Below are 22,492 nucleotides of genomic sequence, written 5' to 3'. Positions count from 1 at the left end.
TTTTATTAAGTGAAATGCCAATTTCGAAGGAACTGATGCGGTATGGCTATCAATTGCGAAATCTTGGATCTCCGTGCCTTCATGTATGTGCTGGACCTCGGAAGCTTTCACCGAGCGGCAGAGGCGCTTAACATTTCACAGCCTGCACTCAGCAGAAGGATTCAGAAGCTGGAAGGCGTCGTCGGTGCAGCGCTGCTGGAGAGGACTACCAGGTCAGTAGCCGCCACTGCTCTAGGGATGGAGCTGATCCCGCTTGTGCGCCGAATGTTGGAAGAGTTCGATCAGTCGCTGTTCACTGCCCGGGGCTCGGGGCTGCAGCGAAGTAGCGTAGTGAACATGGCGTGTATTCCGACTGCGGCCTTCTACTTCCTTCCAACCGTCATACGGAAGTTTGCCGCTGAATTTCCGCACGTCCGCTTCAGCATCATGGACTTGACCGCGACTGGCGGCATCCAGGCGGTGGCCCGCGGAGAGGTTGAGTTCGGCATCAACATCATGGGAAATCTGGACCCTGATCTCGACTTCATCAGGTTGATCGAAGACCCTTTTGTTCTCGCCGTACGGAAAGATCATCCGCTGGCGGAGTTTGAAAGCGTCACCTGGGCCCATCTCGAGAAACACCCCATGATCTCGGTCCACAGATCAAGTGCAAATCGCACGCTGCTCGATGCGGCCCTGGCGCGGGCCAACGTCCAGCTGAAGTGGTCGTACGAGGTCACTCACCTGTCGACGTCTCTTGGCCTCGTTGAGGCGGGGCTCGGGATATCTGTCTTGCCGGGCCTCGCTACGCCGCAAGGCGACCATCCTATTCTGAAAGCGATCCCCATTGGGGGGCCGGAGGTATCAAGGACGATCGGTGTTGTTAAACGGCGCAATGTCACCCTCTCCCCGGCCGCCGAGCGTTTTCTCGGGATGCTGGTGGGGACCTGGGCGAAAGACTGAACTTGAGCAGAGCGGCGGATTGATGCGTAAAGAGGATCAATAATCCGAATCTTTGCATTTCCGGCAAAAAGGGTTTCGCTTTACAGCATTTGCATCGGCTCATGTGGAGACGGTGGCCGCCAAGCGGTCGCGAGGAGAATCCATCACTTGTTCGCTGGGAGGCGGCAAGTCATACAGGGAGGTGACGATGTTCAATCGCCGTACATTCTGTGCGTTCGTAACTCTGGCTGGCGTGGCGATTGCAGCGCCTGTTTTTGCTCAAACTGACGACTACCCGACACGTCCTATAAAGCTCATCGTGCCTTACGCTGCAGGCGGCGGTACTGACGCTATCGCTCGACTGGTGGCGAACGGCGTGGGTGCGAAGATCGGTCAGTCCATGGTTGTCGAAAATAATGGCACGGCCGGAGGTAACGTGGCTTCGCAGACCGCTGCGAACGCGGCCGCCGATGGTTACACCGTCCTGATGGCGAACCAGGGGCCGATGGTCGTAAACCCGCACCTTTTCAAGAACATGAAGCTCGACCCGCTGGCCGCTTTCGATCCGGTGATCCTCGTCGCGCAGACGCCGCTGGTCGTTGTCGTATCGAAAAGCTCGGCATACAAGAGCTTCAAGGATGTTGTCGAGTACGGAAAGCAGAACGCAGGGAAGCTCACCTACGGTTCCGCCGGTAACGGATCCGCCAGCCATCTCGCTACCGAGATGCTGCTTACGCAAGCGGGTATTACAGCTGTACACGTTCCTTACAAAGGCGCTGGTCCGGCCCTTAACGATATGCTCGGTGGCCGCGGTGATTTCATGATCACGACGCTTCCATCGGTGCTGGGATTGATCGACAGTGGAGACATGATCCCTGTCGCAGTTACGACCTCGGAACGCGTACCGAAATACAAGGACGTTCCGACCATCGCTGAAAGCGGGTTCCCCGAATACAGCTCAGCGGCATGGTACGGCTTTGTGGTCCCGAAAGGCACACCTGGCCCGATCATCGAGAAGCTCAGAGCGGCGACCACCGAGGCTCTCGCCACTTCTACCATCAAGGAACGCCTGGAAGCGGAAGGCACGACCATTGTCGGTAACAAGCCTGCTGAGTTTGCGTCCATGATGGCTGCAGAATCCAAGCGTTGGGCAGAATTTCTGGCCAAGACCGGAATCAGCATCAAGTAGCCATCTCCTGCTGAAATTGCATCGCTCGTCCCGGCGTCATCAAAAACCTGGCGCCGGACCCGACCTGAATGGAGACCTTCATCATGACGACACGGGATCTACCGGTACGTCCGACAGAAAAAGGCGGGCTTGCGGTCCGCTCGCCGGAAAATGTCCTGGGTGGTCTAGTGCTCATCGCACTCGCCTTGTTCGCCCTGTGGCTTACTCTGGATCTGCCACGGGGAACCTTGACAACCGTGGGGCCTGCAATGTTGCCCCAAGCGATCGCGGTTCTGATCGGGGCCTGCGGATTTGTCCTTCTCATTGCAGGATTTAAACGGCGCGCAGAACACGGCGCGCCGGTTTGGTCACTGCGCGGACCGCTTTTGGTCAGCTTCTCAATTGGACTTTTTGCGGCTACCATCAAGGGACATCACTTTGGGAATTGGAAAACTATCGAGTTCGGCTTGATGTTCGCGGGTCCGATGGCGATCATCATTGGCGGCTACGCGTCAAGTGAAGCCAGGTTTCGGGACCTCCTCCTGCTTGCTCTTACTTTGACCCCGTTCTGCATGCTGCTTTTCGGCGACATGCTAAACCTCCCAATCCCCATCCTGCCCCGCTTTCTGTCGGAAGCGCTATTTGGCGGCATGAGCTACAAGTCCAGTCTTCGCGTGACAGCCGCGGTTCTCTTCACCGCCGCGATACTTGTGTTCCGGTTCACGAAGGGCCGAAGCGGCTCGCGGATCGAAGTCGCCAAACATGAAGTGAGGAACTGAGACGTGTTTGATCTGCTCTCAAATCTTTTTCTCGGCTTTGGTGTCGCGCTCACATTCAATAACCTCTTCCTGTGCCTCCTCGGTTGCTTGGTTGGAACCCTGGTGGGCATCCTTCCCGGAGTTGGCCCCATCGCAACCATCTCGATGTTGCTACCGGTAACGTTCGGGTTGGATCCGGTCGGCGCGCTTATCATGCTCGCCGGCATTTACTACGGCGCGCAGTACGGAGGTTCTACGACGGCGATCCTGGTAAACATTCCTGGGGAAGCCACTGCTGTGGTGACAACCCTCGATGGCCATCAGATGGCACGTCGAGGCCAAGCCGGAATCGCGCTTGGTATTGCTGCAATTGGCTCCTTCCTCGCCGGAACGGTTGCCACCATCGTGATCGCGGCCCTGGCAAAACCTCTTACCGGCCTTGCTCTGGTTTTCGGACCCGCGGAATATTTCTCCTTGATGGTGATGGGCCTGGTTTTCGCGGTTGTGCTTGCCCACGGCTCAATCATCAAAGCAATAGCGATGATTCTTGTCGGCATCCTTCTGTCGACGGTGGGCGTCGACCTTGAAACTGGCGAAGACCGAATGACCCTCGGGCTCAGCTTCCTGTTCGACGGAATCGACTTCGCGGTCTTGGCGATGGGCGTTTTTGGCATCGCCGAAATACTTCGTAACCTTGATAACGTTGAGACGCGCGATGTGGTGCGTCAAACGATCGGTCGCCTTTTGCCTGGGTGGAAAGAGTTCAAACAGGCCGCTGCACCGATCACACGGGGCACTCTTCTTGGCTCTGTTCTCGGAATCCTCCCAGGTAACGGAGCCGTTCTGGCACCGTTCGCCTCTTACTCTTTAGAAAAGAAGATTTCCAAGCACCCGGAGCGGTTCGGCAAGGGAGCTATCGAAGGCGTTGCCGGGCCGGAAAGCGCGAATAATGCCGGAGCGCAAACGTCGTTTATTCCTCTCCTCACATTAGGAATCCCGCCAAATGCCGTTATGGCCCTTATGGTGGGAGCCATGACCATCCACGGCATCGTGCCTGGACCCCTGGTCATGACGAGCAACCCCACTCTATTTTGGGGTATGATAGCCTCGATGTGGCTAGGCAACCTTATGCTGCTCATTATCAACTTGCCGATGATTGGCCTTTGGGTACGGCTCCTCAAAGTGCCATACCAACTGCTGTTTCCCGCAATTCTCATGTTCTGTTGTATCGGGATATTCTCGATCAACTCCGAACCGGTGCAGGTTCTGATGATCGCGTTCTTCGGCATCGTCGGCTATGCCATCAGCAAACTAGGCTTCGAGCCAGCTCCACTTCTCCTCGGCTTTGTTCTCGGGAGGCTAATGGAAGAGAACTTCCGGCGCGCTCTGTTGATGTCGCGCGGGGACATGATGACGTTCATCGAGAACCCGATATCAGCAGTGCTATTGGCGATTTCAGTGCTTCTGTTAGCCATGGCGTTGCTTCCAAGCCTAAGGAAAAACAGGGACGAGGTGTTCACGGAATAGGGCTGTTAATCCTCGCGACAATCTTGCGGCTCTCGATTTATCCCCGATGAGGAAGTTAGGGTTTGCCTTGACACCATCCGTGATTGTAGGCACCGTTTCGGTGCGAGCCTTACCCCATCCCGGGATTGGAAGATTGAACGTGAAGTCCGCCTGCTCAGGGTGTGGGGTTCGCGCCGATTTCCACACCAACTTTATAGGCTGCCGTCAGGATCGGCCCAAGCGATCCACCGTGGCCTGGATAACCTTTTCCGAATATGCTTGCGGCAACATTGCCGCAAGCAAAAAGGCCGGCGATCAAAGAGCCGTTCTGGCGGATGACTTCGCCGCGTGACGTTGTCTTCAACCCACCTTTTGTGCCATTGTTTCCGGGCAGAATTTCCACTGCGTAGACAGGACCGACACCGATCGTCCCTAGGCAGGGGTTTGGGAGATGCCCAGGATCTCCATAGTAGAGTCCGTGCACGTCGTCACCTCGGCCCAAATCTGGGTCATGACCCTGGAGAGCGTATCCATTAAAACGGTCGATTGTTGCGCTTAGGCCTTCGACGGACATGCGAAGCTTTTCGGCTAATTCTGCAATGGATCCCGCACTGATCATCCAATCCGGAGCCGACTGCTGAGGGGGGATAGAGGCGACGGGATAACGTCTCTTGAAAGCGTCATCGAAAATGAGCCAGGCCGGTCGATTCGGGTAGGAGAATGAACCGGGGTCAAAAGCATTGAACGCCATGCCCAGATCATTGTAGGAACTCGCCTCGTTGACGAAGCGCTGGCCTTTCCGGTTGACCATGATCGAGCCCGGTAGCGCCAATTCGCGCACCATGTTGCGCGTCAGTGCCTTGCCATCAAGGACGTCACCCGGGATTTGGTAGGCCGCGGTCCACCAAGCTTCCGTCATGTTGGCGACGGCCGCGCCGGCTTGAAGGGCGAGCCGGAGACCGTCCCCTTCATTACCCGGCGGTGTGGTCGGCGCGCTTGAAAATCCAGGAAGATATGCGGAGACGAGCGATGGGTTCCATTCGAAGCCTCCTGTGGCGAGGACAACGCCGAGGCGAGCGGAGGTCGAACCGGAAACGGTCACGACTCCGTCGCAGCGATCACCACTAAACGATAGTCCCGTGGCGGCTTCATTGACGTAAAAGTGGACTCCAAGTTTGGCGCACGCCTGCACCAGTCCCGCGACCAGTCCGGCACCCTGCGCGCGAACGCGGCGCTGTTGACGATCCGCGATGATTTCTGGCGCCAGTCCCTTGCGAGCCTCTATCGACGTCACCGGTTGGCGCAGGTGCGAATAGCGCAGCATCTGAAACAGCTTCTCGTCCATCGTCGGCTCGAAAGGCAAAGGCTCGACCGAGCGGCCCGTGCGTGCGCCTGGCCACCCGGGATGGTAGTCGGGGCGATTCACGCTGAAGAAGCGCAGATCGGAATGCCGCTCCAGGAACCGCAACATTTCGGGGCCTGTCTTCAGAAAATCGTGCAGCAGATCGACGCCGATTTCCCCCAGGGTTAGTCGGACAAGGTAAGTTAAGCCATCCGGTTCCTGATCCTCGAAACCTGAAGCTTGCATCACATGATTATTGGGGATCCAGATGCCGCCGCCGGAAATAGCAGTAGTTCCACCAAGGAGCATCGACTTCTCGAAAACGGCAACGGACCGTCCCCTTGACGCCGCGGTGAGCGCCGTCACCAGTCCGGCACCGCCGCTTCCGAGGACGACAACATCATATTCCGACGGTTGCATGTGACTATCCCTGCGATCTGCTTACCCGCCGATCATGGTTGTTGACCAGATTGCGGTGCGTTTCTGTGGTGAGCAGAATGATATTCGTGCGAACATGCGCTTCGATCTCGGCGGGAGACTTTTTTGCGATATAGGCCGCAATGATCCACTCGTGCCCTTGAAGCGTCGACTTCCCGCTATCCTTTCCAAGAGTATGCAAGATGGTCGCTTCCGTCCGCGGCTGGATGAAGCGATTGATCATCGCAATCCGCGATCTCAATTGCGCGATCTGCTCGACGATTGTTTCGTTCGGGCACCTCCGATTTATCACGGAGTGGAAGTCCAGGTTGCCCTGAGTCCATCCCGAAAGGTCGAAGGAAGCTAGCGCCTGTTCCATGCCCTCGTTGATTTTCTGAAGCTGCTTGATGTCGCTGGCAGTAATCCTCGGCGCGGCGGCGCCGGTTACGTAGCCCTCAAGCAATGCCAGAAGTTCCATCTGCTCAGCCCAGAGATCCGGATCGGCTCCAGCCACGATTGCGCCGGAGTTTTTACTGAATATGATCAGGCCTTCTGCTTCCAACCGACGGATCGCCTCGCGCACCGGTACAGGGCTGATCGATAGCTCCTTCGCGAGTGTGTCAATTACAAGCCGCTGTTTGGGTGCATAGAGGCCGCGATCTATCCCAGCCTTGAGATAATCGTAAGCAAGTTGCTGTTTGCTTCTAGCTTCTGTGACGGGTGCCACCACCTTTGCCATGCGTCACTCTCCAACGGTGATCAAATTGAAAATCAGATTTGATTTCCTTTTCGACCTAATGACTTCGGGTGGTTTCGGCAAGTGCTAGTGCTTCCAGGCCAGTCGCCGCTCAAGGCTCATACTCAACCGCGACAGGACGAAGACAATCAGGATGAAGATCACCCCAACCGCCGTCAGATACTCGAACTGCTTGTAGGTGATCGATGCCTGGGCATTCGCCACATAGAGGATGTCCTTGACACCAATCACGCCCACGATCGCGGAATCCTTCAAGATGACGATGAATTGGTTCAGAAGGAGTGGAATTGCAGTCCGTAGCGCCTGCGGCCAGATAATGATCGAGTTTGTTTTCCAGGGTGACAGACCCATTGCGGCGGCCGCTTCCCATTGCCCGCCATCAATGGTGAGCAACACGGACCGATAGATTTCTGCAACATAAGCGGTATTCAGAAGCGTCAGGGATATGATAGCGGCTGTGATCGGATCCATTTTCCAGCCTGTTGCTCCGGCGAGGGCAAAATAGACGAGCAGAACGTAAACATATGGCGATAGTGAGCGGAAGACCTGGATGTAGAGAAATCCTACCGCTCGGATGGCAGCAGATTTGCTCCTGAGAAGGGATACCACTAGCCCTCCGAAGACCATTGCAAGTGCGAGCGAGACGATTGCGATCAGGAATGTGTAACGAAGCCCGTAGAGCATGTCGGGCAGGTGGTTGAGGACAACGTACCAGCTATTCATGAGCTTCAAGCCCCTTTGCCGTCATTGAGACGGTCTTCGACGACTTTGACCAGCAAAGATAAAACCAGCATCGTCGCGATGAGTAGGACGGCGACCGAGATATAGGCTTCGAACGGCCTATATTGGTTGAGACTGATGTCCTGGGCCGTGAAGACGAGTTCCGGGACAGCAACCACTGCCGCGTAAGTCGCCGCTTTGAAGCAGATCACGAAGACGTTCAGCAGGGGCGGGATCACGACCCGAATGACCTGTGGAAAAAGGATAGTGCGATTGATCCGGAGGTCGGAAAGACCGAGCGCCTTGCCGGCTTCAATCTGGCCGACGTCAATCGAATTATAGCCGGTCCTGAAAATCTCGGAAGCAAATGCCGAGCTCATGATGGCGATGGCGATGACTATCGCTTGAGGCCCCGTCAGTGCCAGGCCGAATTTTGTTGCGAGCCCGAAGTAAATCCACAACAGCAGCAGATACATCGGCAGGCCCCGAACGATCTGCACGTAGGTGTAAGACACTGCGCGGGCGATTTTCGAGCGGGAGGCCGAGCCAAGATAGGAGATGAACCCGATAACGCAGCCCAGCGCGAATCCCGCGAATGCGAAATAGAGATCATACCCTAATCCCCATAGGAACCGGGGCCATTGCGCCAGGATGATCGAGAAATCGAGGTTCATGACGTTCCCTTTTTCTTTACTCGGCTTCTTCTCCGGTACTGACTCAATCGATAAACCCGAGCGCGAGCTTCGTCAACATCATATATGATTTCATATTGCAAGACAGATAGATTCAGGTCATAGATGTCAAAAAGCGGTCCCCAGCGGTCGCGAAAAAGCAAATAATGGGAAGTCAGACATGCGGTTTTCAGGAAAAACGGCCCTCGTAACCGGGGTCGCAAGTGGGCTCGGGCGCGCCGTTGCGCAGGCACTGGCGAATGAAGGCGCGAGGCTTGTTCTCGTTGATCGCGCAAAAGATCAGCTGGAAAACTTGGTGCTGCTTCTACGCGGAGAGGGAGCGGACGTCGTCGAACTCGTGGGCGATGTTTCCCGCGAGGAAACCTCACGGCAAGCAGTCGCACTGGCCCGGTCACGCTTCTCATCCCTGGACATCTTGATCAACAATGCCGGCATCAATCCTACAGGCACGATCTCGCAGACCGATCCCGCGATGTGGCAGCAGGCTTTGGACATAAATCTGAAGTCAGCTTATCTCTTCTGCCGGGAAGCGATCCCGCACATGGTGGAGGCGGGCAAGGGTGTGATCGTCAACACGGCCTCCATCGCGGGTCAACGGGCCTCGACAGCCGAGGCGGTATACGGGGTTTCCAAAGCCGGATTGATCATGCTGACGCGCACCATCGCGCGGGACTACGGAGCAAAAGGGATTCGCGCAAATGCGATCTGCCCCGGCGTCCTTGAAAGTGTCATGGCAGACAGATTGACCCGAATGTCGGCCGAACAGGTCGCAGCACGTGACCAGCGCTTTGCGCCGACGGTCCCTCTCGGTCGCCTTGGGACATACGAAGAAATCGCCAAAGCCACGCTTTTCTTGGCGAGTGAGGATGCCAGCTACGTGAATGGCGCGCAGCTGACAGTCGATGGCGGTCTTACCGCCTAGCACAAGCTGTACCCCACGGATCGTGGGTTCCAGGCCGAAAATTTCATCGTGGAAACAACAAGGGGAATGCTCATGGATACGAAGCAAGATAATGGAATGCAGGCAAACCGCCGTTCGCTACTGACAGCAGGTTTGTTCGTGGGCGGCGCAGCTGCTGTTGCACTTGGTGCAACGACACCGGCCGCCGCGCAGGATGCCGCGAAGGAATCCGTCCTGGACAAAGCGATCCGCACCAAAAAAATCGTGGTCGCGGCGAGCCTCAAATATCCGCCAAACCTGTACATCAATGACAAGGGTGAGCCGGACGGCTACGAGATCGCTCTCATCCGTCGAATGATGAAAGATGTCTCGCCTGATATCCAGGTAGAATTCGCAGACATGGATTTCGGTCAGATGTTTGCAGCCGTCGAATCCGGCCGTGCCGATATCATGACAACGGGAACGATCTTGCCATCACGTTCGCTGCGTGGCTGGTTTGCCGGCTGTGCCGTGACGTTTCAACCGGTCTACGTCGTTGGACGCGACGCGTCAGACTTGACTTTCGAACAGATGAACTCGCCGGAGTTCAAGTTCGCCGCTCTTCAGGGAAGCTCGCAGGAAGCGAAGATCCGGGCGCTCTACCCGAAGGCAAACGTGTCGGTATTCCCTGACCAGACGGGCGCCATCGGTCAGGTCATGTCAGGACGTGCGAACGCAACCTTGCAGTCGCTGTTCACTATCGTGAACACCAAGAAACAGGGTGTCGCGCTTCAGATAATCGGCAAGGAACCGGCTTATGTCGATCACAACACCTTCTTCATGCCGACGGGAGACATGAAGATGTACATGTTCGTGACCAACTGGTTGCTTTTCAATGCAGCAGGCGGGATCCTCAACTCCGTATTCCGCGAGTATGTCGGCAAAGATGCGATCGCCGCAGGCCTTCCTTACCTTGCGGTTGGTCCGGGCGGCAGCCCTCTCAAAGTGGACGCGTGAGATTCGTGTCGGGGCGGCCGAGTGGCCGCCCCGCTTCTTCGAGGAGCGGAACATGGAAAATTCAGAAGAAAGAAAAACAGTCATCTCACTGCGGAATGCGAGCAAGTGGTTCCCCAGTCGCGACCTTCCCAATGTGAGGGGGCTGAATTCGGTATCGCTTGACGTTCTTGAAGGCGATGTCGTCGTCTTGCTCGGACCAAGTGGCTCAGGCAAAAGCACACTTTTGAGGTGTTTGAACCTGCTCAATATTCCCGACGAGGGACAACTACGGGTCGGCTCTGTAGAATGGGATGCCAAAGCCTATTTTTCGGCACGCTCACGAGAGCGCCGTTACAGCCGTGATTTTCAGCGGCTTCGTCGCGAGACGGGCATGGTCTTTCAGCACTTCAATCTCTTCCCGCACATGACCGTTTTAGAGAACGTGATGTGTGGCTTGGTGCACAGCAAAGGGATGTCGAAAGACGAAGCGCGTGAAATCGCGCGCGAGGAGATCGCAAAAGTCGGTTTGGCCGACAGAGAAGGACATTACCCCGGGCAATTGTCGGGCGGTCAAAAGCAGCGGGTTGCCATTGCCCGCGCCATCGCCACCAAACCGCTGGCGATGTTGTTCGACGAACCCACGTCAGCCCTTGATCCCGAGCTGCGAGGAAGCGTTTTGGCGGTGATGCAAGATCTCGCCAAGGAAGGCATGACCATGGTCGTGGTCACGCACGAGATGGGTTTTGCGCGGGCAGTCGGGAACCACATCGTGTTCCTCGAAAGCGGTGAGATCATCGAGGAGGGGCTTTCGAACGATTTCCTCGACAACCCAAAGACCGAACGTGCTCAACGGTTCCTATCTGAGATCGCTTGAAGTCTTAGGGCGCACACGGTCACTCTGTCGGTAGAATTCGGAGCCTTCGATCCCGCAACAACATAAGAAAAGGGACGCCGGCGAACCCGGCGTCCCTTTCTTTTCTCGCGCTCCAGGCTCTTACTGAAAAATGACCTGGATCGTCGTGTATTCCGCCAGGCCCTCTTCAGCAAATTCTACGCCCAGACCGGAGTCCTTCACGCCACCGAACGGCACGTTCGGCTGGATAGCCCCATGCTTGTTGATCCATACGGATCCACATTCCAGCTGGCTTGCCACTTTCTTTGCTTTTGCAATGTCTCTGCCCCAGACGGAACCACCAAGACCGTTCGGGTTGTCATTCGCGCGCCTGATGACTTCGTCGAGATCAGAATACTTGATGATCGGGAGAGCCGGCCCAAACTGTTCCTCGTCCACCAGACGATCACCGTTATTAAGGTCCGCGACCAGCGTCACGGGATAGAAATTCCCAGGAGCGTTGTCGTCAGAATTCCCTCCAATGAGAATGCGCCCGCCACGCCCCTTCGCGTCGTTCACCAGGTCTTTGACCTTCTGGTACTGCATGCGGTTCTGGACCGGACCCAGGACACTATCTTCCGAAAGTCCATCACCGACTTTGACTGTCGCTGCAAAGCTTGTCAGCGCACGGCAGACATCCTCGTAGATGTCCTCGTGAACATAAAGTCTCTTCAATGCCGCACAGGTTTGCCCGCCATTGATGAAAGCGCCCCAGAACAGTCCCTCGGCAATCTGGCGGGGATCGCAATCGGGCAGGACAATGCCGGCATCATTACCACCGAGTTCAAGAGTCAGGCGTTTCAATGTCGCCGCAGCGCCTGCCATGATTTTTTTGCCGGTCTCGGTCGAACCCGTGAAAACGATCTTGGCAATACCAGGGTGGGAGGACATCGCGGCCCCGATGTCGTTTTCACCCGTCACGCAATTCAACACACCTGCGGGTAGAACTGTGTTGAGCAGTTCGATCATCCGGATGGTGGACAGCGGGGTGAGCGGGGAGGGCTTGATCACAACGGTGTTCCCGATTCGTATGGCCGGTACAATGTGCCAGATCGCAATCATCAACGGCCAGTTCCAGGGCGTAATTGATCCTACAACGCCCACCGGTTTGCGGTGCAGTTCCACCCGGCCCTGATTGTCATCCTGCAAAATCTTGACCGGCAGCTCCAGACCGGCAGTGTATCGCGCCCAAGCTTCGGCCCCTCCGAGCTCATACCGGGAGCCCATTCCATTCAAGGGTTTTCCCTGTTCCAGGGTGAGAAGCTGGGCCAGCTCCTCCGCATGATCGCGCAAGGTGTCAGCGATTGCGACACAGGCCTTCTGGCGCGTCGCGTCGTCAGCTTTGCTCCACTTTTCGTAAGCTGTTTGCGCCGCGGAAACCGCCTGGTCCAACTGGGCCACGGTTGCCTTTGGCGCTGCCCCCACGACTTGACCATCTGAGGGATTTAGCACCTCGAATGTTTCTTGGGTTGCGATCGACTGGCCGTTGATAACGAGCCTGTATTGGTGGTCCACCATGGGAAAACTCCTCCTATTTCCGTCGCTGAATTACTAAACATGTTAAGTAAATCAGCGAAGGAAAGCAAGGGCGCAAACTCGACTAGCGCGTCGTCGCCTTATCCGTGACCTCGTTAAGCAGTGAAATCAGGGCTTCGATCTTGTCGTGGCCAATCCGAAGCTCGAGCTCTTCATAAATTTTAAGACTTTCGGGCCGCACTTCTTCGAGGAGCTTAGCGCCTGCGTCATCAATCCGGACAAGCAGACGTCGGCCATCCGCAGTATCCTTCGTCGTCCTGATGAGCTTACGGTCCTCAAGCGCCTTGATCATCCTTGTCAGGCTGGGGGCAAGGAGCGCGGCACCTTGCGCCAATTCGGTGGCATCGATCTGCCCCCGTTCACTTAATAGCCGCAGCACACGCCATTGCTGCTCGGTCACATTGTGCTGCGCAAGCATCGGTCGAAAATGGCCCATCACTGCTTCTCGCGCCTTCAACAGTGCGATTGGGAGTGCCTGGCGGGTGCTACGCAGAAGGCGAGGGTGATTTTTATCCTGATCCATATGAGGTGAATAAGTGAGAATTTACCGGCCCGTCAATATTCGATCAGGCCGAGATCACCCGACAGTGGGTTGACAAACGCTCAATGATTGTTAACGTGTTAAGTATCTGAGGAGCGATAAATGCCACATTTCGTCATTGAAGGGTCCGCGAACCTGAAACCGCGCGTCGATTTCAAATCGCTGTGTGAGGTCGTTCATAAAGCGATCCTCGACAGTGGGCTGTTCGAACGTGGCGCGGTTCGCGTCCGAGTTCTGCTTAGCGATGACTATGCGATCGCTGACCTCGACGAGCGCAATTCTTTCATCGACATGAGCTTTCGCATTGGAGCGGGCAGATCGTCCGAAGAAAAGAAACGTGTTGGCAACGCGATCATGGCAGTCGTCAAGGCCGAGCTGCTGGACCTTTTCAGCGAGCCACATTTTGCTCTCTCCCTTGAGGTGCGCGAGATCGATCCAGCCCTAAGCTGGAAAGACAATGCGATCCATGCGCGCCTTCGGGCGGGGACTTAGAAAACACCATTGAACATTGGCTGAGCGAATGCTGCTGCATTCGAGATGGAGATCTCATGACGAATTTTGAAGACAACAAGAAAAAGGCCGATGCCTATCTTGCCCGGTTTCGCGCCGGCGGCGTCCTCAACCACATTGCCGGAGAGGCTGTCCCTGCTTTAGATGGTGCCACGTTCGAAACAATCTCGCCCGTCGACTTGCAGCCTCTGGCGCAAGTCGCCCACGGCAAAGCGGCAGACATCGATCGTGCTGCCAAAGCCGCATCCGAGGCATTTCCCGCCTGGGCGGCAATCCCTGGTGACGCTCGCAAGGCGCTTCTACACAAGATCGCTGACGCGATCGTTGCCCGCGCCGAGGAGATCGCCTTCGTCGAGTGCATGGACACCGGACAGTCCCTGAAATTCATGGCGAAGGCAGCGCTACGTGGCGCAGAGAATTTTCGTTTCTTCGCAGACCGAGCACCGGAAGCAAGAGACGGCAAATCGATCCGTATTCCAGGCCAGGTAAACGTAACAACGCGGAACCCCATAGGCCCGGTCGGTGTGATCACGCCTTGGAACACGCCATTCATGCTATCCACCTGGAAGATTGCACCGGCCTTGGCGGCCGGTTGCACGATCGTCCACAAGCCGGCGGAATACTCGCCGCTTACAGCACGCCTGCTGGTCGAGATTGCCGAAAGCGCCGGCCTTCCCAAAGGTGTTTGGAACCTGGTCAACGGTTTGGGAGAGGACGCCGGTAAAGCGCTGACAGAACATCCATTGATCAAGGCGATCGGTTTTATTGGCGAAAGCCGGACGGGCTCAATGATCATGAAGCAGGGTGCCGACACGCTCAAGCGCGTCCATTTCGAGCTCGGTGGCAAAAACCCGGTCATTGTTTTCGCTGACGCTGATCTGGAGCGCGCGGCGGATGCTGCCGTATTCATGATCTATTCGCTCAACGGCGAACGCTGCACATCCTCATCCCGATTGTTGGTCGAAGAAAGCATCTACAGTAAGTTCACTGAAATGGTCGCCGAGAGGGCCAAACGTATCAAGGTCGGTCACCCGCTCGATCCGCAGACGGTAGTCGGACCTCTGATTCACCCTGTCCACGAACGCAAGGTATTGGAATACGTCGAGATCGGCAAATCCGAAGGCGCAACTGTCGCCGCTGGTGGCCACAAGGTCGAAGGACCCGGTGGCGGATGCTACGTCGCTCCTACGCTCTTTACCAGTGCCAACAATGAAATGCGGATCGCCCAGGAAGAGATCTTTGGACCGGTTCTGACCGCAATCCCGTTCAAAGATGAAGCGGATGCTTTGAAGATCGCCAACGATGTCCAGTACGGTTTGACCGGTTATCTTTGGACTTCCGACGTCACGCGCGCTTTCAGGCTGACCGACCAGCTCGAGGCTGGCATGATCTGGGTCAATTCAGAGAATGTCCGCCACCTGCCGACCCCGTTCGGCGGCGTGAAGAATTCCGGTATCGGACGAGACGGCGGAGACTGGTCGTTCGATTTCTACATGGAAACCAAGAACATCGCTTTCGCGACGACTGCCCACGCCATCCAAAAATTGGGCAGCTGACAGGCTTTCACGACTGGCGCGTCAACAAAGGACGCGGCCGCTTCGTAACAACAAGCGCCGAACACGGATTGTCTCGGCCCCGAGGAGGAAACCATGCCGCTCCCGCAATTCAATCTATATCCAGCGTTCAACACGGTTCGGCTTAGCCATGTCGAATTCCTTGTTAAGGATCTCGCTGCCAGCCGTGCCTTCTATGTGGACATGCTCGGCCTTCAGGTCACAGACGAAGACGCTGATACTGTCTACCTGCGTGCCATGGAAGAACGCGGCCATCACTGCATGGTGCTCAAGAAGAGCGATACTTCGGCAATCAGCTACCTCGCCTTGAAGGTCTATTCCGAGGAAGATCTCGACAAAGCCAAGGTCTATTTCGATACAAAAAGTCACAAGACGGAATGGGTGGAGCGCCCTTTCCAGGGACGCACCCTGCGCACCCATGACAACTTCGGCATCCCGCTTGAATTTTACTTCAAAATGGATCGCCTGACGCCTATCCATCAAAAGTACGCGCTTTATCACGGGGTCAAACCACTCCGGATCGACCACTTCAACTGCTTCACGCCAGACGTTGACGCATCCGTGGCCTTTTACAACGACATTGGTTTCCGTGTTACGGAATACACTGAGGATGCAGAAAGCAAAAAACTGTTTGCCGCCTGGTTGCATCGCAAGGGTGGCGTCCACGACATGGCGTTCACAAACGGCGTCGGCCCGCGACTGCATCACACAGCATTCTGGGTTCCAACACCTTTGAATATCATCGATCTCCTCGATCTTATGTCAACCACTGGATACCTCGCAAACGTCGAACGGGGTCCAGGCCGTCACGGCATCTCTAATGCATTTTTCCTCTACATCCTTGATCCGGACGGCCACCGCATCGAGATTTACTGCTCGGACTACCAGACTGTCGATCCCGATCTCGAGCCGATCAAATGGGACCTGAAGGATCCACAGCGTCAGACACTGTGGGGGGCACCTGCGCCGAGGTCTTGGTTCGAACACGGCAGTTTGTTCACCGACCTTCCAACCCAGGAGCCGCTTCTAAAGGCTCAACCGATCATCGCGCCCTGATCTCGTCGCGAACACAGACGGCGAGGGACATTGGCAAGTCCTGTGTCCCGTTTCTCTTAGCCCACACGGAGTGACCAAGCGATGCACCTGAAAGACCCAACGTTATTCCGCCAGGCCGCTTACATTGGTGGCGACTGGATCGAAGCAAACGATACGGATGCCATTGCGGTCACAAACCCCGCAACTGGTGAGAAGATCGGCTCCGTTCCCAAACTGGGGGCGGCAGAAGCACGTGCGGCGATCGCGCATGCCGAAGAAACGCAGAAGGAATGGGCAGCGCGAACCGCGAAGGAGCGTAGCGTAATCCTGCGCAAGTGGTTTGAGTTGATGATGTCCAACCAGGATGACTTGGCGCACATTCTCACACTCGAACAGGGAAAGCCGCTTCTCGAAGCAAAGGGTGAGATCGCCTATGGGGCAAGTTTCATCGAGTGGTTCGCCGAAGAAGCCAGACGCATCAACGGCGACATTATATCCGGCCATCAGCGAGACAAACGCATTCTGGTGATGAAGCAGCCGATTGGCGTCGTCGCGGCCATCACGCCGTGGAATTTTCCGAACGCGATGATTACACGAAAAGCTGGCCCGGCGCTCGCAGCCGGATGTGCAATGGTATTGAAACCCGCCGCTCAGACGCCATTTTCCGCGATCGCTTTGGCGGTACTGGGGGAGCGGGCAGGATTGCCGGCAGGATTGTTCAGCGTGATCACCGGTTCATCTCGCGAAATCGGCGCCGAGATGACCTCAAATCCCATCGTACGTAAACTCACATTCACTGGGTCGACGGAAGTTGGTGCCGAACTTTACCGTCAGTCTGCTCCCACTATCAAAAAACTTGGTCTGGAGCTGGGCGGCAATGCGCCCTTCATCGTGTTCGATGATGCAGATCTCGACGCAGCCGTCGAAGGCGCCTTGATCGCGAAGTTCAGGAACAATGGTCAGACCTGCGTTTGCGCCAATCGCCTGTACGTCCAGGATACGGTCTATGACGCGTTCGCTGAAAAGCTGGCCAAAGCCGTTAGTAAGCTTCGGACCGGAAACGGGTTCGAGGAGGGTGTTGCGCTCGGACCCTTGATCGATGAAGCGGCTCTTAAGAAAGTCGAAGAGCACGTTCAGGATGCCGTATCGAAGGGCGCAACCGTCATTCAAGGCGGAAAAGCGCATGAACTTGGCGGCACCTTCTACGAAGCGACTGTTCTCACAGGCGTCACGCAAGACATGGCCGTGGCATCCGAAGAAACCTTCGGGCCTATCGCGCCGCTCTTTCGCTTCGAGAATGAGACTGATGTGGTTGAAAAGGCGAATGACACGGAATTCGGTCTCGCCTCCTATTTCTACGCGAAGGATCTGTCGCGGGTGTTTCGAGTTGCCGAGGCCCTCGAATATGGAATGGTTGGCGTGAATACCGGCCTGATATCCACTGCTGAAGCACCGTTCGGCGGCGTAAAGTCGTCCGGGCTAGGCCGTGAAGGCTCCAAATACGGCATCGATGACTACCTCGAGCTCAAATACGTATGCCTTGGTGGCATCACAACAAAAGAACAATAAAGGAAAGCCCGTATGCATCCCCGTTTTGCATCTTTTTCCAATTCCGGTCGCCAGGGTTACGGCCTAATCCGCGAAGATGGCGTGGTGGACCTGTCCGTCAGGTTCCGCCCGCGTTTTCCGACCCTGCGCGAAGTTATCGCCGCAGGTGCTTTGGACATACTGGCCGAGAAAGGTCAATCGGCCCCCGTCGACTATCCCCTGGCTGCGGTTACATTGGACATTCCAATCCCGTCGCCGGAAAAGATCATCTGCGTCGGCGTCAATTTTCCGGACCGTAACGAGGAATACAAAGATGGGCAGACAGCGCCCACCAATCCGTCGCTGTTTATCCGCTTCCCGCGATCCTTCACGGGTCACGATCAGCCGCTGATCCGGCCACCGGAGAGCCCTCAACTCGATTATGAGGGGGAAATAGTTGTCGTCATCGGAAAAGAAGGCCGACGCATTCCAGAAAGCGAGGCTCTCTCACATATAGCGGCTCTGTCGCTCTGCAACGAAGGGACGCTGCGGGATTGGGTCCGGCACGCCAAGTTCAACGTTACCCAAGGCAAGAATTTCGATGCCTCGGGCTCGATTGGGCCATGGATAGTTCCTTATACTGACGAAAGTCAGCTAGCGGACATCAAGCTGGAGACGCGGGTCAATGGCGAGGTCCGCCAGAGTGATCGGACCAGTCGAATGATTTTCTCATTCCGGAAGATCATCAATTACGTCTCAACCTTTACGACACTCGTGCCAGGCGACGTGATCGTCTGCGGAACACCTACTGGCGCTGGAGCACGCTTCGATCCGCCAATTTGGTTGAAGCCGGGCGATATCGTTGAGGTCGAGGCCGACGGTATCGGTCTGTTGCGCAACACCATTGCCGACGAGAGGATCTGAGATGCTGTCCACCGCAGACATAGAAACAGCTGTTGCCGCGCTGGACGAAGCCGAACGAACTCGCGTTCAGACCGGGCTTTTGTCACTTCAGCATCCGGACATGGTGATGGATGATGCCTATGCGATCCAGTCTGCGTGGGTGAAAAAGAAAGTTTCCGACGGACGTCAGGTGGTGGGCTGGAAAATTGGTCTCACATCCAAGGCGATGCAATATGCCCTCAACATCAACATTCCAGACTCAGGGGTCTTGCTGGACGACATGGTCTTTGAGGACAGTTCGGTCGTTCCAAAAGACCGGTTTATTCAGCCGAGGATCGAAGCTGAAATCGCCTTCATCATGAAAGCGCCCCTAAAGGGGCCGAACGTGACCGTCGTCGATGTGCTCAATGCCACCGATTATGTCACTCCAGCCCTCGAAATTCTCGACACGCGGATTCTTCGGGTGGATCCCCAGACGAAGAAAAACCGTAACGTCCTCGATACGATCTCTGACAATGCTGCGAACGCCGGCATCGTAACGGGCGGCCGCGCTGTGCGCCCGGATCAACTGGATATGCGTTGGATGGGTGCCATAGTGTCTCGCAACGCGGAGGTCGAAGAGACTGGGCTTGGCGCGGGCGTCCTCAATCAACCTGCTCGTGGTGTTGCGTGGCTTGCCAATCGGCTGTCGCAATATGGAGACGGAATAGAAGCAGGGCAGGTGGTCCTCGCCGGCTCGTTCATTCGACCGATTGAGGCACGTCATGGAGACACGATCGTAGGCGATTTCGGGCCCTACGGAACTGTAAGCCTGTATTTCGAATAGGGGAAAACCATGCCAGCTCCAACCAACACCTTCAAAAGGGCGCTTCAGGAAAAGCGGCTTCAAACCGGATTTTGGCAAGCTCTGGCAAATCCTTACACGGTCGAAATATCAGCGGACGCCGGCTTCGACTGGCTCCTTCTCGATGCCGAACATGCGCCAAACGACATCCCGCTCCTGGTCGCCCAGTTACAGGCGATGAAAGGTTCAGCCAGTCACGCGGTTATCAGGCCGCCAATCGGCGAGACATACATCATAAAACAGCTGCTCGACATCGGCGCGCAAACACTCCTGATCCCGATGGTTGACAGCAAAGAGGTCGCCGAGAATTTGGTAAAGGCCGTGTCTTATCCCCCGCGCGGGGTCCGGGGCGTTGGTGCAGCGCTGGCTCGTGCCTCACGCTTCAACCGGATTCCGGACTACCTCCAGACGGCAAACGACGAAATCTGTCTCTTGCTTCAGATCGAAAGCCGCGCAGGTTTGGCCGCGCTAGATGAAATCGCATCGATCGACGGCGTCGACGGCGTGTTCATCGGCCCGGCTGATCTCGCAGCTGACATGGGCTATCTTGGTAAGCCGGGAGCCCCGGAAGTCCAAGAAGAAGTTGAGAAGGCCCTCCTGCGCATCCAGTCCCATGGAAAAGCTGCAGGAATCTTGACCGCCGATCTGTCGCTTGCCAGGCGCTACGTCGATCTCGGTGCAACATTCGTTGCCATTGGAAATGATGTCACTTTATTTGCGAACGCCACGACGCGGCTGATTGAGGAATTCGGTCGTACCGCTTCCAGCCCCGGTACTGCGAGCTCAGGCAGCGTATACTGATGTCATATCTGGGAAAAACCAGGGCAGACCGTGTACGCGCCCGGCAAGACTGGTGGGTATGTTACTTTCTGGCGGTCCTCGGGTCGGTCACCCTTACGATATGCTCGCTCATCCTGGCCTATCGTCCGGATGCTTTATCCGCAGCGACCGCTCCCGCGGTCGTTGGGATGATTTTTGTAGCGAGTGCGTTCACCAAATTCGAGCTTGAAGCGTCGGTTTGGTGGAGAAGTCGCTACATTCGTCTGACAGCTTCAGTTGGAGGAATGGTCATAGCCTCAGGTTCTGTCATTGCAATCGTCGACCGAGCCGCGATATCGAAGGTAGCCGATAGCCTGCTTTTGGCGTTGTAGTTGATCCCGCTAGGTCTGAATAATCTGCAACGGGAGTTCGGTACTCTTCTTAAGGGTCCGTAGCACGATGCTGGAGGTGACCGACGCCAGTCCACCCGTGACCTTGATCATACGTTCCAAAAAGATGCTGAGGTGGTCAAGATCGCTGGCCACGATCTTCATCAGGAAATCCGCATCGCCCGTCTGGGAATAGCATTCCAGGATCTCAGGCGCTGTTTCGATGAAGCGATGCAGTTGAGCATTCCCTTCCTCTGTGTGGGACCGAAGGCTAACCAGCGTGTGCGCGACAACGGAAAAACCGAGTCGTTCCGGGTTCAAAATCGCTACAACGTTCTGGATCAGACCCTCGCTTCTCAGCCGGTCAAGCCGCCGCGAGCATTGAGCTGCTGACAGATTGACGACTTGCGACAGTTCAGTTTGTGTCAGCTCAGCATTGCTTTGAATAGCCGCGAGAAGACGGATATCGAATTGATCTAGGGTATGTAACTTTGAGGTCATGTCAAAATATCTGCATAATTTGCGGAAAGTTGGTGATTTTCATGCGCTATTATATCTATATCTGCTGAAAATTGCAAACTTACCTCACTGAGGCGCCTGTACGCTTAGGCCACGTTCTTAGGAGGTAGACAACATGTTTGAGAAACTCACCGCGCAACCAGCCGACAGCCTACTTGCGCTCATCAAGGCGTTTCAAGCCGATCCCAGAGGCTACAAAGTCGACCTCGGCGTCGGCGTCTACAGAGATGAACAAGGGCGGACCCCGGTCATGCGGGCCGTCAAGCTCGCTGAAAAGCAGCTGCTCGACACCCAGGACAGCAAGCGCTATCTCGGGCCGGAAGGGGACCTGAATTTCGTCAATCTCCTGAGACCGATTATTTTCGGCGCAAATCATGATGCCGGCAAGGTTGTAGGCATTCAGACGCCAGGTGGAAGCGGCGCTCTGCGACTGGGCGCTGAACTCATCGCCTCAGCCAGACCCGGTGCGAAGGTCTGGCTTGGTACACCCAGCTGGCCCAATCATGCTCCAATTTTCGAGTCGGCGCGCTTGACCGTCAAAGACTATCGTTTCGTCGACCTTGCCAAGCAGCAAATTGACTTCGATCGTGTTCTGGAGGCTCTCGACGCGGCCGAGGCTGGTGATGTGATCCTGCTACACGGCTGCTGCCACAACCCAACTGGCATTGATTTTGATATCGACCAGTGGAAGCAGATCGCAGCAACGCTCGTAGAGCGCAAGCTCCTTCCCTTTATCGATCTTGCCTACCAAGGCCTGGGCGATGGCCTCGAAGCGGACGCGGAGCCAACCCGCCTTATCCTCGAGGCAGTAGACGAAGCGCTTGTCGCCTATTCGTGTGACAAAAATTTTGGTCTTTATCGCGAACGTGTTGGTGCCCTTTACCTTGTCAGCCGCAACGCGGAGCAGCTCAAGATTGCCGATGGCAACATGGCTTCGTTGGCTCGCGTCAACTGGTCGATGCCCCCGGACCATGGCGCGGCCATCGTACGCGTGATTCTGGAGAGCGCGGAGCTAACCCAAATCTGGAAGCAGGAGCTGGTTGAAATGTGCGCTCGGGTCAATGGTAACCGCGCCGCCCTTGCATCTGCCCATCTGGAACTGGGCTTCATCGCAAACCAGCGAGGGCTCTTCTCGAACCTGGCGATGTCGAAAGACACGGCGGTCGCATTGCGCCACAAACACGGGATCTACATGGCCGATTCCGGTCGCATGAATTTGGCGGGGATGCAGCCCTCCGACGCTGGCGCGATCGTCAAGGCTCTGTCGGCAGAAGGCACGCTGAGCACCCGCTCGGCGGCCTGAGCA

General features: G+C 56.1%; 22 protein-coding genes. 15 read left to right on the top strand and 7 right to left on the bottom strand.

Annotation, left to right across the window (positions count from 1 at the left end; translation table 11 throughout):
* Positions 1-42 precede the first annotated feature (42 nt).
* From C5J24_RS13065 to C5J24_RS13050, 4 genes are all read left to right on the top strand, one after another.
* Positions 43-942 (top strand): LysR family transcriptional regulator, encoded by a 900-nt coding sequence (locus C5J24_RS13065; RefSeq protein WP_105404647.1) that lies wholly within the window; start codon positions 43-45, stop codon positions 940-942.
* Between the two features lie 187 nt (positions 943-1,129).
* Positions 1,130-2,110 carry a tripartite tricarboxylate transporter substrate binding protein gene (locus C5J24_RS13060; RefSeq protein WP_105404648.1) on the top strand — a complete coding sequence of 327 codons (981 nt, stop codon included), beginning with the start codon at positions 1,130-1,132 and terminating at the stop codon, positions 2,108-2,110.
* A gap of 68 nt (positions 2,111-2,178) precedes the next feature.
* The gene (locus C5J24_RS13055) at positions 2,179-2,868 is read left to right on the top strand and encodes a tripartite tricarboxylate transporter TctB family protein (RefSeq protein ID WP_105404649.1); all 690 of its coding nucleotides are present in this window, start codon (positions 2,179-2,181) and stop codon (positions 2,866-2,868) included.
* A gap of 3 nt (positions 2,869-2,871) precedes the next feature.
* Positions 2,872-4,374 carry a tripartite tricarboxylate transporter permease gene (locus C5J24_RS13050; protein ID WP_105404650.1) on the top strand — a complete coding sequence of 501 codons (1,503 nt, stop codon included), beginning with the start codon at positions 2,872-2,874 and terminating at the stop codon, positions 4,372-4,374.
* Positions 4,375-4,528: 154 nt separating this feature from the next.
* Here the strand turns inward: C5J24_RS13050 and C5J24_RS13045 are convergent, their stop codons facing one another.
* From C5J24_RS13045 to C5J24_RS13030, 4 genes are all read right to left on the bottom strand, one after another.
* Positions 4,529-6,115: an FAD-dependent oxidoreductase gene (locus tag C5J24_RS13045; RefSeq protein ID WP_105404651.1), complete on the bottom strand. Its 1,587-nt coding sequence runs from the start codon at positions 6,113-6,115 to the stop codon at positions 4,529-4,531.
* A 4-nt stretch (positions 6,116-6,119) separates the two neighbouring features.
* On the bottom strand, positions 6,120-6,851 hold the full coding sequence (locus tag C5J24_RS13040) for a GntR family transcriptional regulator (protein ID WP_051900455.1): 732 nt from the start codon (positions 6,849-6,851) through the stop codon (positions 6,120-6,122).
* 84 nt (positions 6,852-6,935) lie between these two features.
* On the bottom strand, positions 6,936-7,592 hold the full coding sequence (locus C5J24_RS13035) for an amino acid ABC transporter permease (protein ID WP_172724408.1): 657 nt from the start codon (positions 7,590-7,592) through the stop codon (positions 6,936-6,938).
* 5 nt (positions 7,593-7,597) lie between these two features.
* On the bottom strand, positions 7,598-8,263 hold the full coding sequence (locus C5J24_RS13030) for an amino acid ABC transporter permease (protein ID WP_105404653.1): 666 nt from the start codon (positions 8,261-8,263) through the stop codon (positions 7,598-7,600).
* A 178-nt stretch (positions 8,264-8,441) separates the two neighbouring features.
* Here C5J24_RS13030 and C5J24_RS13025 point away from each other — a divergent pair, with 178 nt between their 5' ends.
* The 3 genes from C5J24_RS13025 (at position 8,442) to C5J24_RS13015 (ending at position 11,031) form a co-directional block, all read left to right on the top strand.
* The gene (locus C5J24_RS13025) at positions 8,442-9,203 is read left to right on the top strand and encodes an SDR family NAD(P)-dependent oxidoreductase (RefSeq protein WP_105404654.1); all 762 of its coding nucleotides are present in this window, start codon (positions 8,442-8,444) and stop codon (positions 9,201-9,203) included.
* A gap of 72 nt (positions 9,204-9,275) precedes the next feature.
* Positions 9,276-10,178: an ABC transporter substrate-binding protein gene (locus C5J24_RS13020; RefSeq protein ID WP_172723944.1), complete on the top strand. Its 903-nt coding sequence runs from the start codon at positions 9,276-9,278 to the stop codon at positions 10,176-10,178.
* 52 nt (positions 10,179-10,230) lie between these two features.
* Positions 10,231-11,031 carry an amino acid ABC transporter ATP-binding protein gene (locus C5J24_RS13015; protein ID WP_105404700.1) on the top strand — a complete coding sequence of 267 codons (801 nt, stop codon included), beginning with the start codon at positions 10,231-10,233 and terminating at the stop codon, positions 11,029-11,031.
* 120 nt (positions 11,032-11,151) lie between these two features.
* Here C5J24_RS13015 and C5J24_RS13010 read toward each other — a convergent pair whose 3' ends face one another.
* Both C5J24_RS13010 and hpaR read right to left on the bottom strand, forming a co-directional pair.
* Positions 11,152-12,567: an aldehyde dehydrogenase family protein gene (locus C5J24_RS13010; RefSeq protein ID WP_105418320.1), complete on the bottom strand. Its 1,416-nt coding sequence runs from the start codon at positions 12,565-12,567 to the stop codon at positions 11,152-11,154.
* 82 nt (positions 12,568-12,649) lie between these two features.
* Positions 12,650-13,108 carry a homoprotocatechuate degradation operon regulator HpaR gene (gene hpaR / locus C5J24_RS13005; protein WP_077979360.1) on the bottom strand — a complete coding sequence of 153 codons (459 nt, stop codon included), beginning with the start codon at positions 13,106-13,108 and terminating at the stop codon, positions 12,650-12,652.
* 120 nt (positions 13,109-13,228) lie between these two features.
* On the opposite strand from hpaR, the gene C5J24_RS13000 reads away from it, so the two are divergent.
* The 7 genes from C5J24_RS13000 (at position 13,229) to hpaI (ending at position 20,320) form a co-directional block, all read left to right on the top strand.
* Positions 13,229-13,618 (top strand): 5-carboxymethyl-2-hydroxymuconate Delta-isomerase, encoded by a 390-nt coding sequence (locus C5J24_RS13000; RefSeq protein WP_105404657.1) that lies wholly within the window; start codon positions 13,229-13,231, stop codon positions 13,616-13,618.
* Between the two features lie 56 nt (positions 13,619-13,674).
* On the top strand, positions 13,675-15,192 hold the full coding sequence (gene hpaE, locus C5J24_RS12995; RefSeq protein WP_105404658.1) for a 5-carboxymethyl-2-hydroxymuconate semialdehyde dehydrogenase: 1,518 nt from the start codon (positions 13,675-13,677) through the stop codon (positions 15,190-15,192).
* Positions 15,193-15,285: 93 nt separating this feature from the next.
* Complete coding sequence (gene hpaD / locus C5J24_RS12990) at positions 15,286-16,266, top strand: 3,4-dihydroxyphenylacetate 2,3-dioxygenase (protein ID WP_105404659.1); 981 nt, start codon at positions 15,286-15,288, stop codon at positions 16,264-16,266.
* Between the two features lie 81 nt (positions 16,267-16,347).
* Entirely contained in the window at positions 16,348-17,814 is a 1,467-nt protein-coding gene (gene gabD, locus C5J24_RS12985; RefSeq protein WP_105404660.1) for an NADP-dependent succinate-semialdehyde dehydrogenase, read from the top strand.
* Between the two features lie 12 nt (positions 17,815-17,826).
* Positions 17,827-18,696 carry a fumarylacetoacetate hydrolase family protein gene (locus C5J24_RS12980; RefSeq protein WP_105404661.1) on the top strand — a complete coding sequence of 290 codons (870 nt, stop codon included), beginning with the start codon at positions 17,827-17,829 and terminating at the stop codon, positions 18,694-18,696.
* A 1-nt stretch (position 18,697) separates the two neighbouring features.
* On the top strand, positions 18,698-19,501 hold the full coding sequence (gene hpaH, locus C5J24_RS12975) for a 2-oxo-hept-4-ene-1,7-dioate hydratase (protein WP_105404662.1): 804 nt from the start codon (positions 18,698-18,700) through the stop codon (positions 19,499-19,501).
* Between the two features lie 9 nt (positions 19,502-19,510).
* Positions 19,511-20,320, top strand: a complete 810-nt coding sequence (gene hpaI / locus C5J24_RS12970; protein ID WP_040124765.1) for a 4-hydroxy-2-oxoheptanedioate aldolase — start codon at positions 19,511-19,513, stop codon at positions 20,318-20,320.
* Between the two features lie 359 nt (positions 20,321-20,679).
* On the opposite strand, the gene C5J24_RS12960 is transcribed toward hpaI, so the two are convergent.
* Positions 20,680-21,168, bottom strand: coding sequence for an Lrp/AsnC family transcriptional regulator (locus C5J24_RS12960; protein WP_105404664.1), 489 nt, complete (start codon positions 21,166-21,168; stop codon positions 20,680-20,682).
* Between the two features lie 133 nt (positions 21,169-21,301).
* Between C5J24_RS12960 and C5J24_RS12955 the strand changes: the two genes are divergently transcribed.
* Positions 21,302-22,489 (top strand): amino acid aminotransferase, encoded by a 1,188-nt coding sequence (locus C5J24_RS12955; protein ID WP_105404665.1) that lies wholly within the window; start codon positions 21,302-21,304, stop codon positions 22,487-22,489.
* Positions 22,490-22,492: the final 3 nt, after the last annotated feature.

This window comes from Neorhizobium sp. T25_27 (genome assembly GCF_002968565.1).
Classification (GTDB): domain Bacteria; phylum Pseudomonadota; class Alphaproteobacteria; order Rhizobiales; family Rhizobiaceae; genus Neorhizobium; species Neorhizobium tomejilense.
Note: the sequence above shows the minus strand (reverse complement) of the source record. Positions and strands in the feature narration are given on the sequence as shown.

Coding starts and splice junctions, on each gene's coding strand:
- C5J24_RS13065 (WP_105404647.1), top strand. CDS start 43: ATGGCTATCAATTGCGAAATCTTGGATCTCCGTGCCTTCATGTATGTG.
- C5J24_RS13060 (WP_105404648.1), top strand. CDS start 1,130: ATGTTCAATCGCCGTACATTCTGTGCGTTCGTAACTCTGGCTGGCGTG.
- C5J24_RS13055 (WP_105404649.1), top strand. CDS start 2,179: ATGGAGACCTTCATCATGACGACACGGGATCTACCGGTACGTCCGACA.
- C5J24_RS13045 (WP_105404651.1), bottom strand. CDS start 6,115: ATGCAACCGTCGGAATATGATGTTGTCGTCCTCGGAAGCGGCGGTGCC.
- C5J24_RS13040 (WP_051900455.1), bottom strand. CDS start 6,851: ATGGCAAAGGTGGTGGCACCCGTCACAGAAGCTAGAAGCAAACAGCAA.
- C5J24_RS13035 (WP_172724408.1), bottom strand. CDS start 7,592: ATGAATAGCTGGTACGTTGTCCTCAACCACCTGCCCGACATGCTCTAC.
- C5J24_RS13030 (WP_105404653.1), bottom strand. CDS start 8,263: ATGAACCTCGATTTCTCGATCATCCTGGCGCAATGGCCCCGGTTCCTA.
- C5J24_RS13025 (WP_105404654.1), top strand. CDS start 8,442: ATGCGGTTTTCAGGAAAAACGGCCCTCGTAACCGGGGTCGCAAGTGGG.
- C5J24_RS13020 (WP_172723944.1), top strand. CDS start 9,276: ATGGATACGAAGCAAGATAATGGAATGCAGGCAAACCGCCGTTCGCTA.
- C5J24_RS13015 (WP_105404700.1), top strand. CDS start 10,231: ATGGAAAATTCAGAAGAAAGAAAAACAGTCATCTCACTGCGGAATGCG.
- C5J24_RS13010 (WP_105418320.1), bottom strand. CDS start 12,567: ATGGTGGACCACCAATACAGGCTCGTTATCAACGGCCAGTCGATCGCA.
- hpaR (WP_077979360.1), bottom strand. CDS start 13,108: ATGGATCAGGATAAAAATCACCCTCGCCTTCTGCGTAGCACCCGCCAG.
- C5J24_RS13000 (WP_105404657.1), top strand. CDS start 13,229: ATGCCACATTTCGTCATTGAAGGGTCCGCGAACCTGAAACCGCGCGTC.
- hpaE (WP_105404658.1), top strand. CDS start 13,675: ATGACGAATTTTGAAGACAACAAGAAAAAGGCCGATGCCTATCTTGCC.
- hpaD (WP_105404659.1), top strand. CDS start 15,286: ATGCCGCTCCCGCAATTCAATCTATATCCAGCGTTCAACACGGTTCGG.
- gabD (WP_105404660.1), top strand. CDS start 16,348: ATGCACCTGAAAGACCCAACGTTATTCCGCCAGGCCGCTTACATTGGT.
- C5J24_RS12980 (WP_105404661.1), top strand. CDS start 17,827: ATGCATCCCCGTTTTGCATCTTTTTCCAATTCCGGTCGCCAGGGTTAC.
- hpaH (WP_105404662.1), top strand. CDS start 18,698: ATGCTGTCCACCGCAGACATAGAAACAGCTGTTGCCGCGCTGGACGAA.
- hpaI (WP_040124765.1), top strand. CDS start 19,511: ATGCCAGCTCCAACCAACACCTTCAAAAGGGCGCTTCAGGAAAAGCGG.
- C5J24_RS12960 (WP_105404664.1), bottom strand. CDS start 21,168: ATGACCTCAAAGTTACATACCCTAGATCAATTCGATATCCGTCTTCTC.
- C5J24_RS12955 (WP_105404665.1), top strand. CDS start 21,302: ATGTTTGAGAAACTCACCGCGCAACCAGCCGACAGCCTACTTGCGCTC.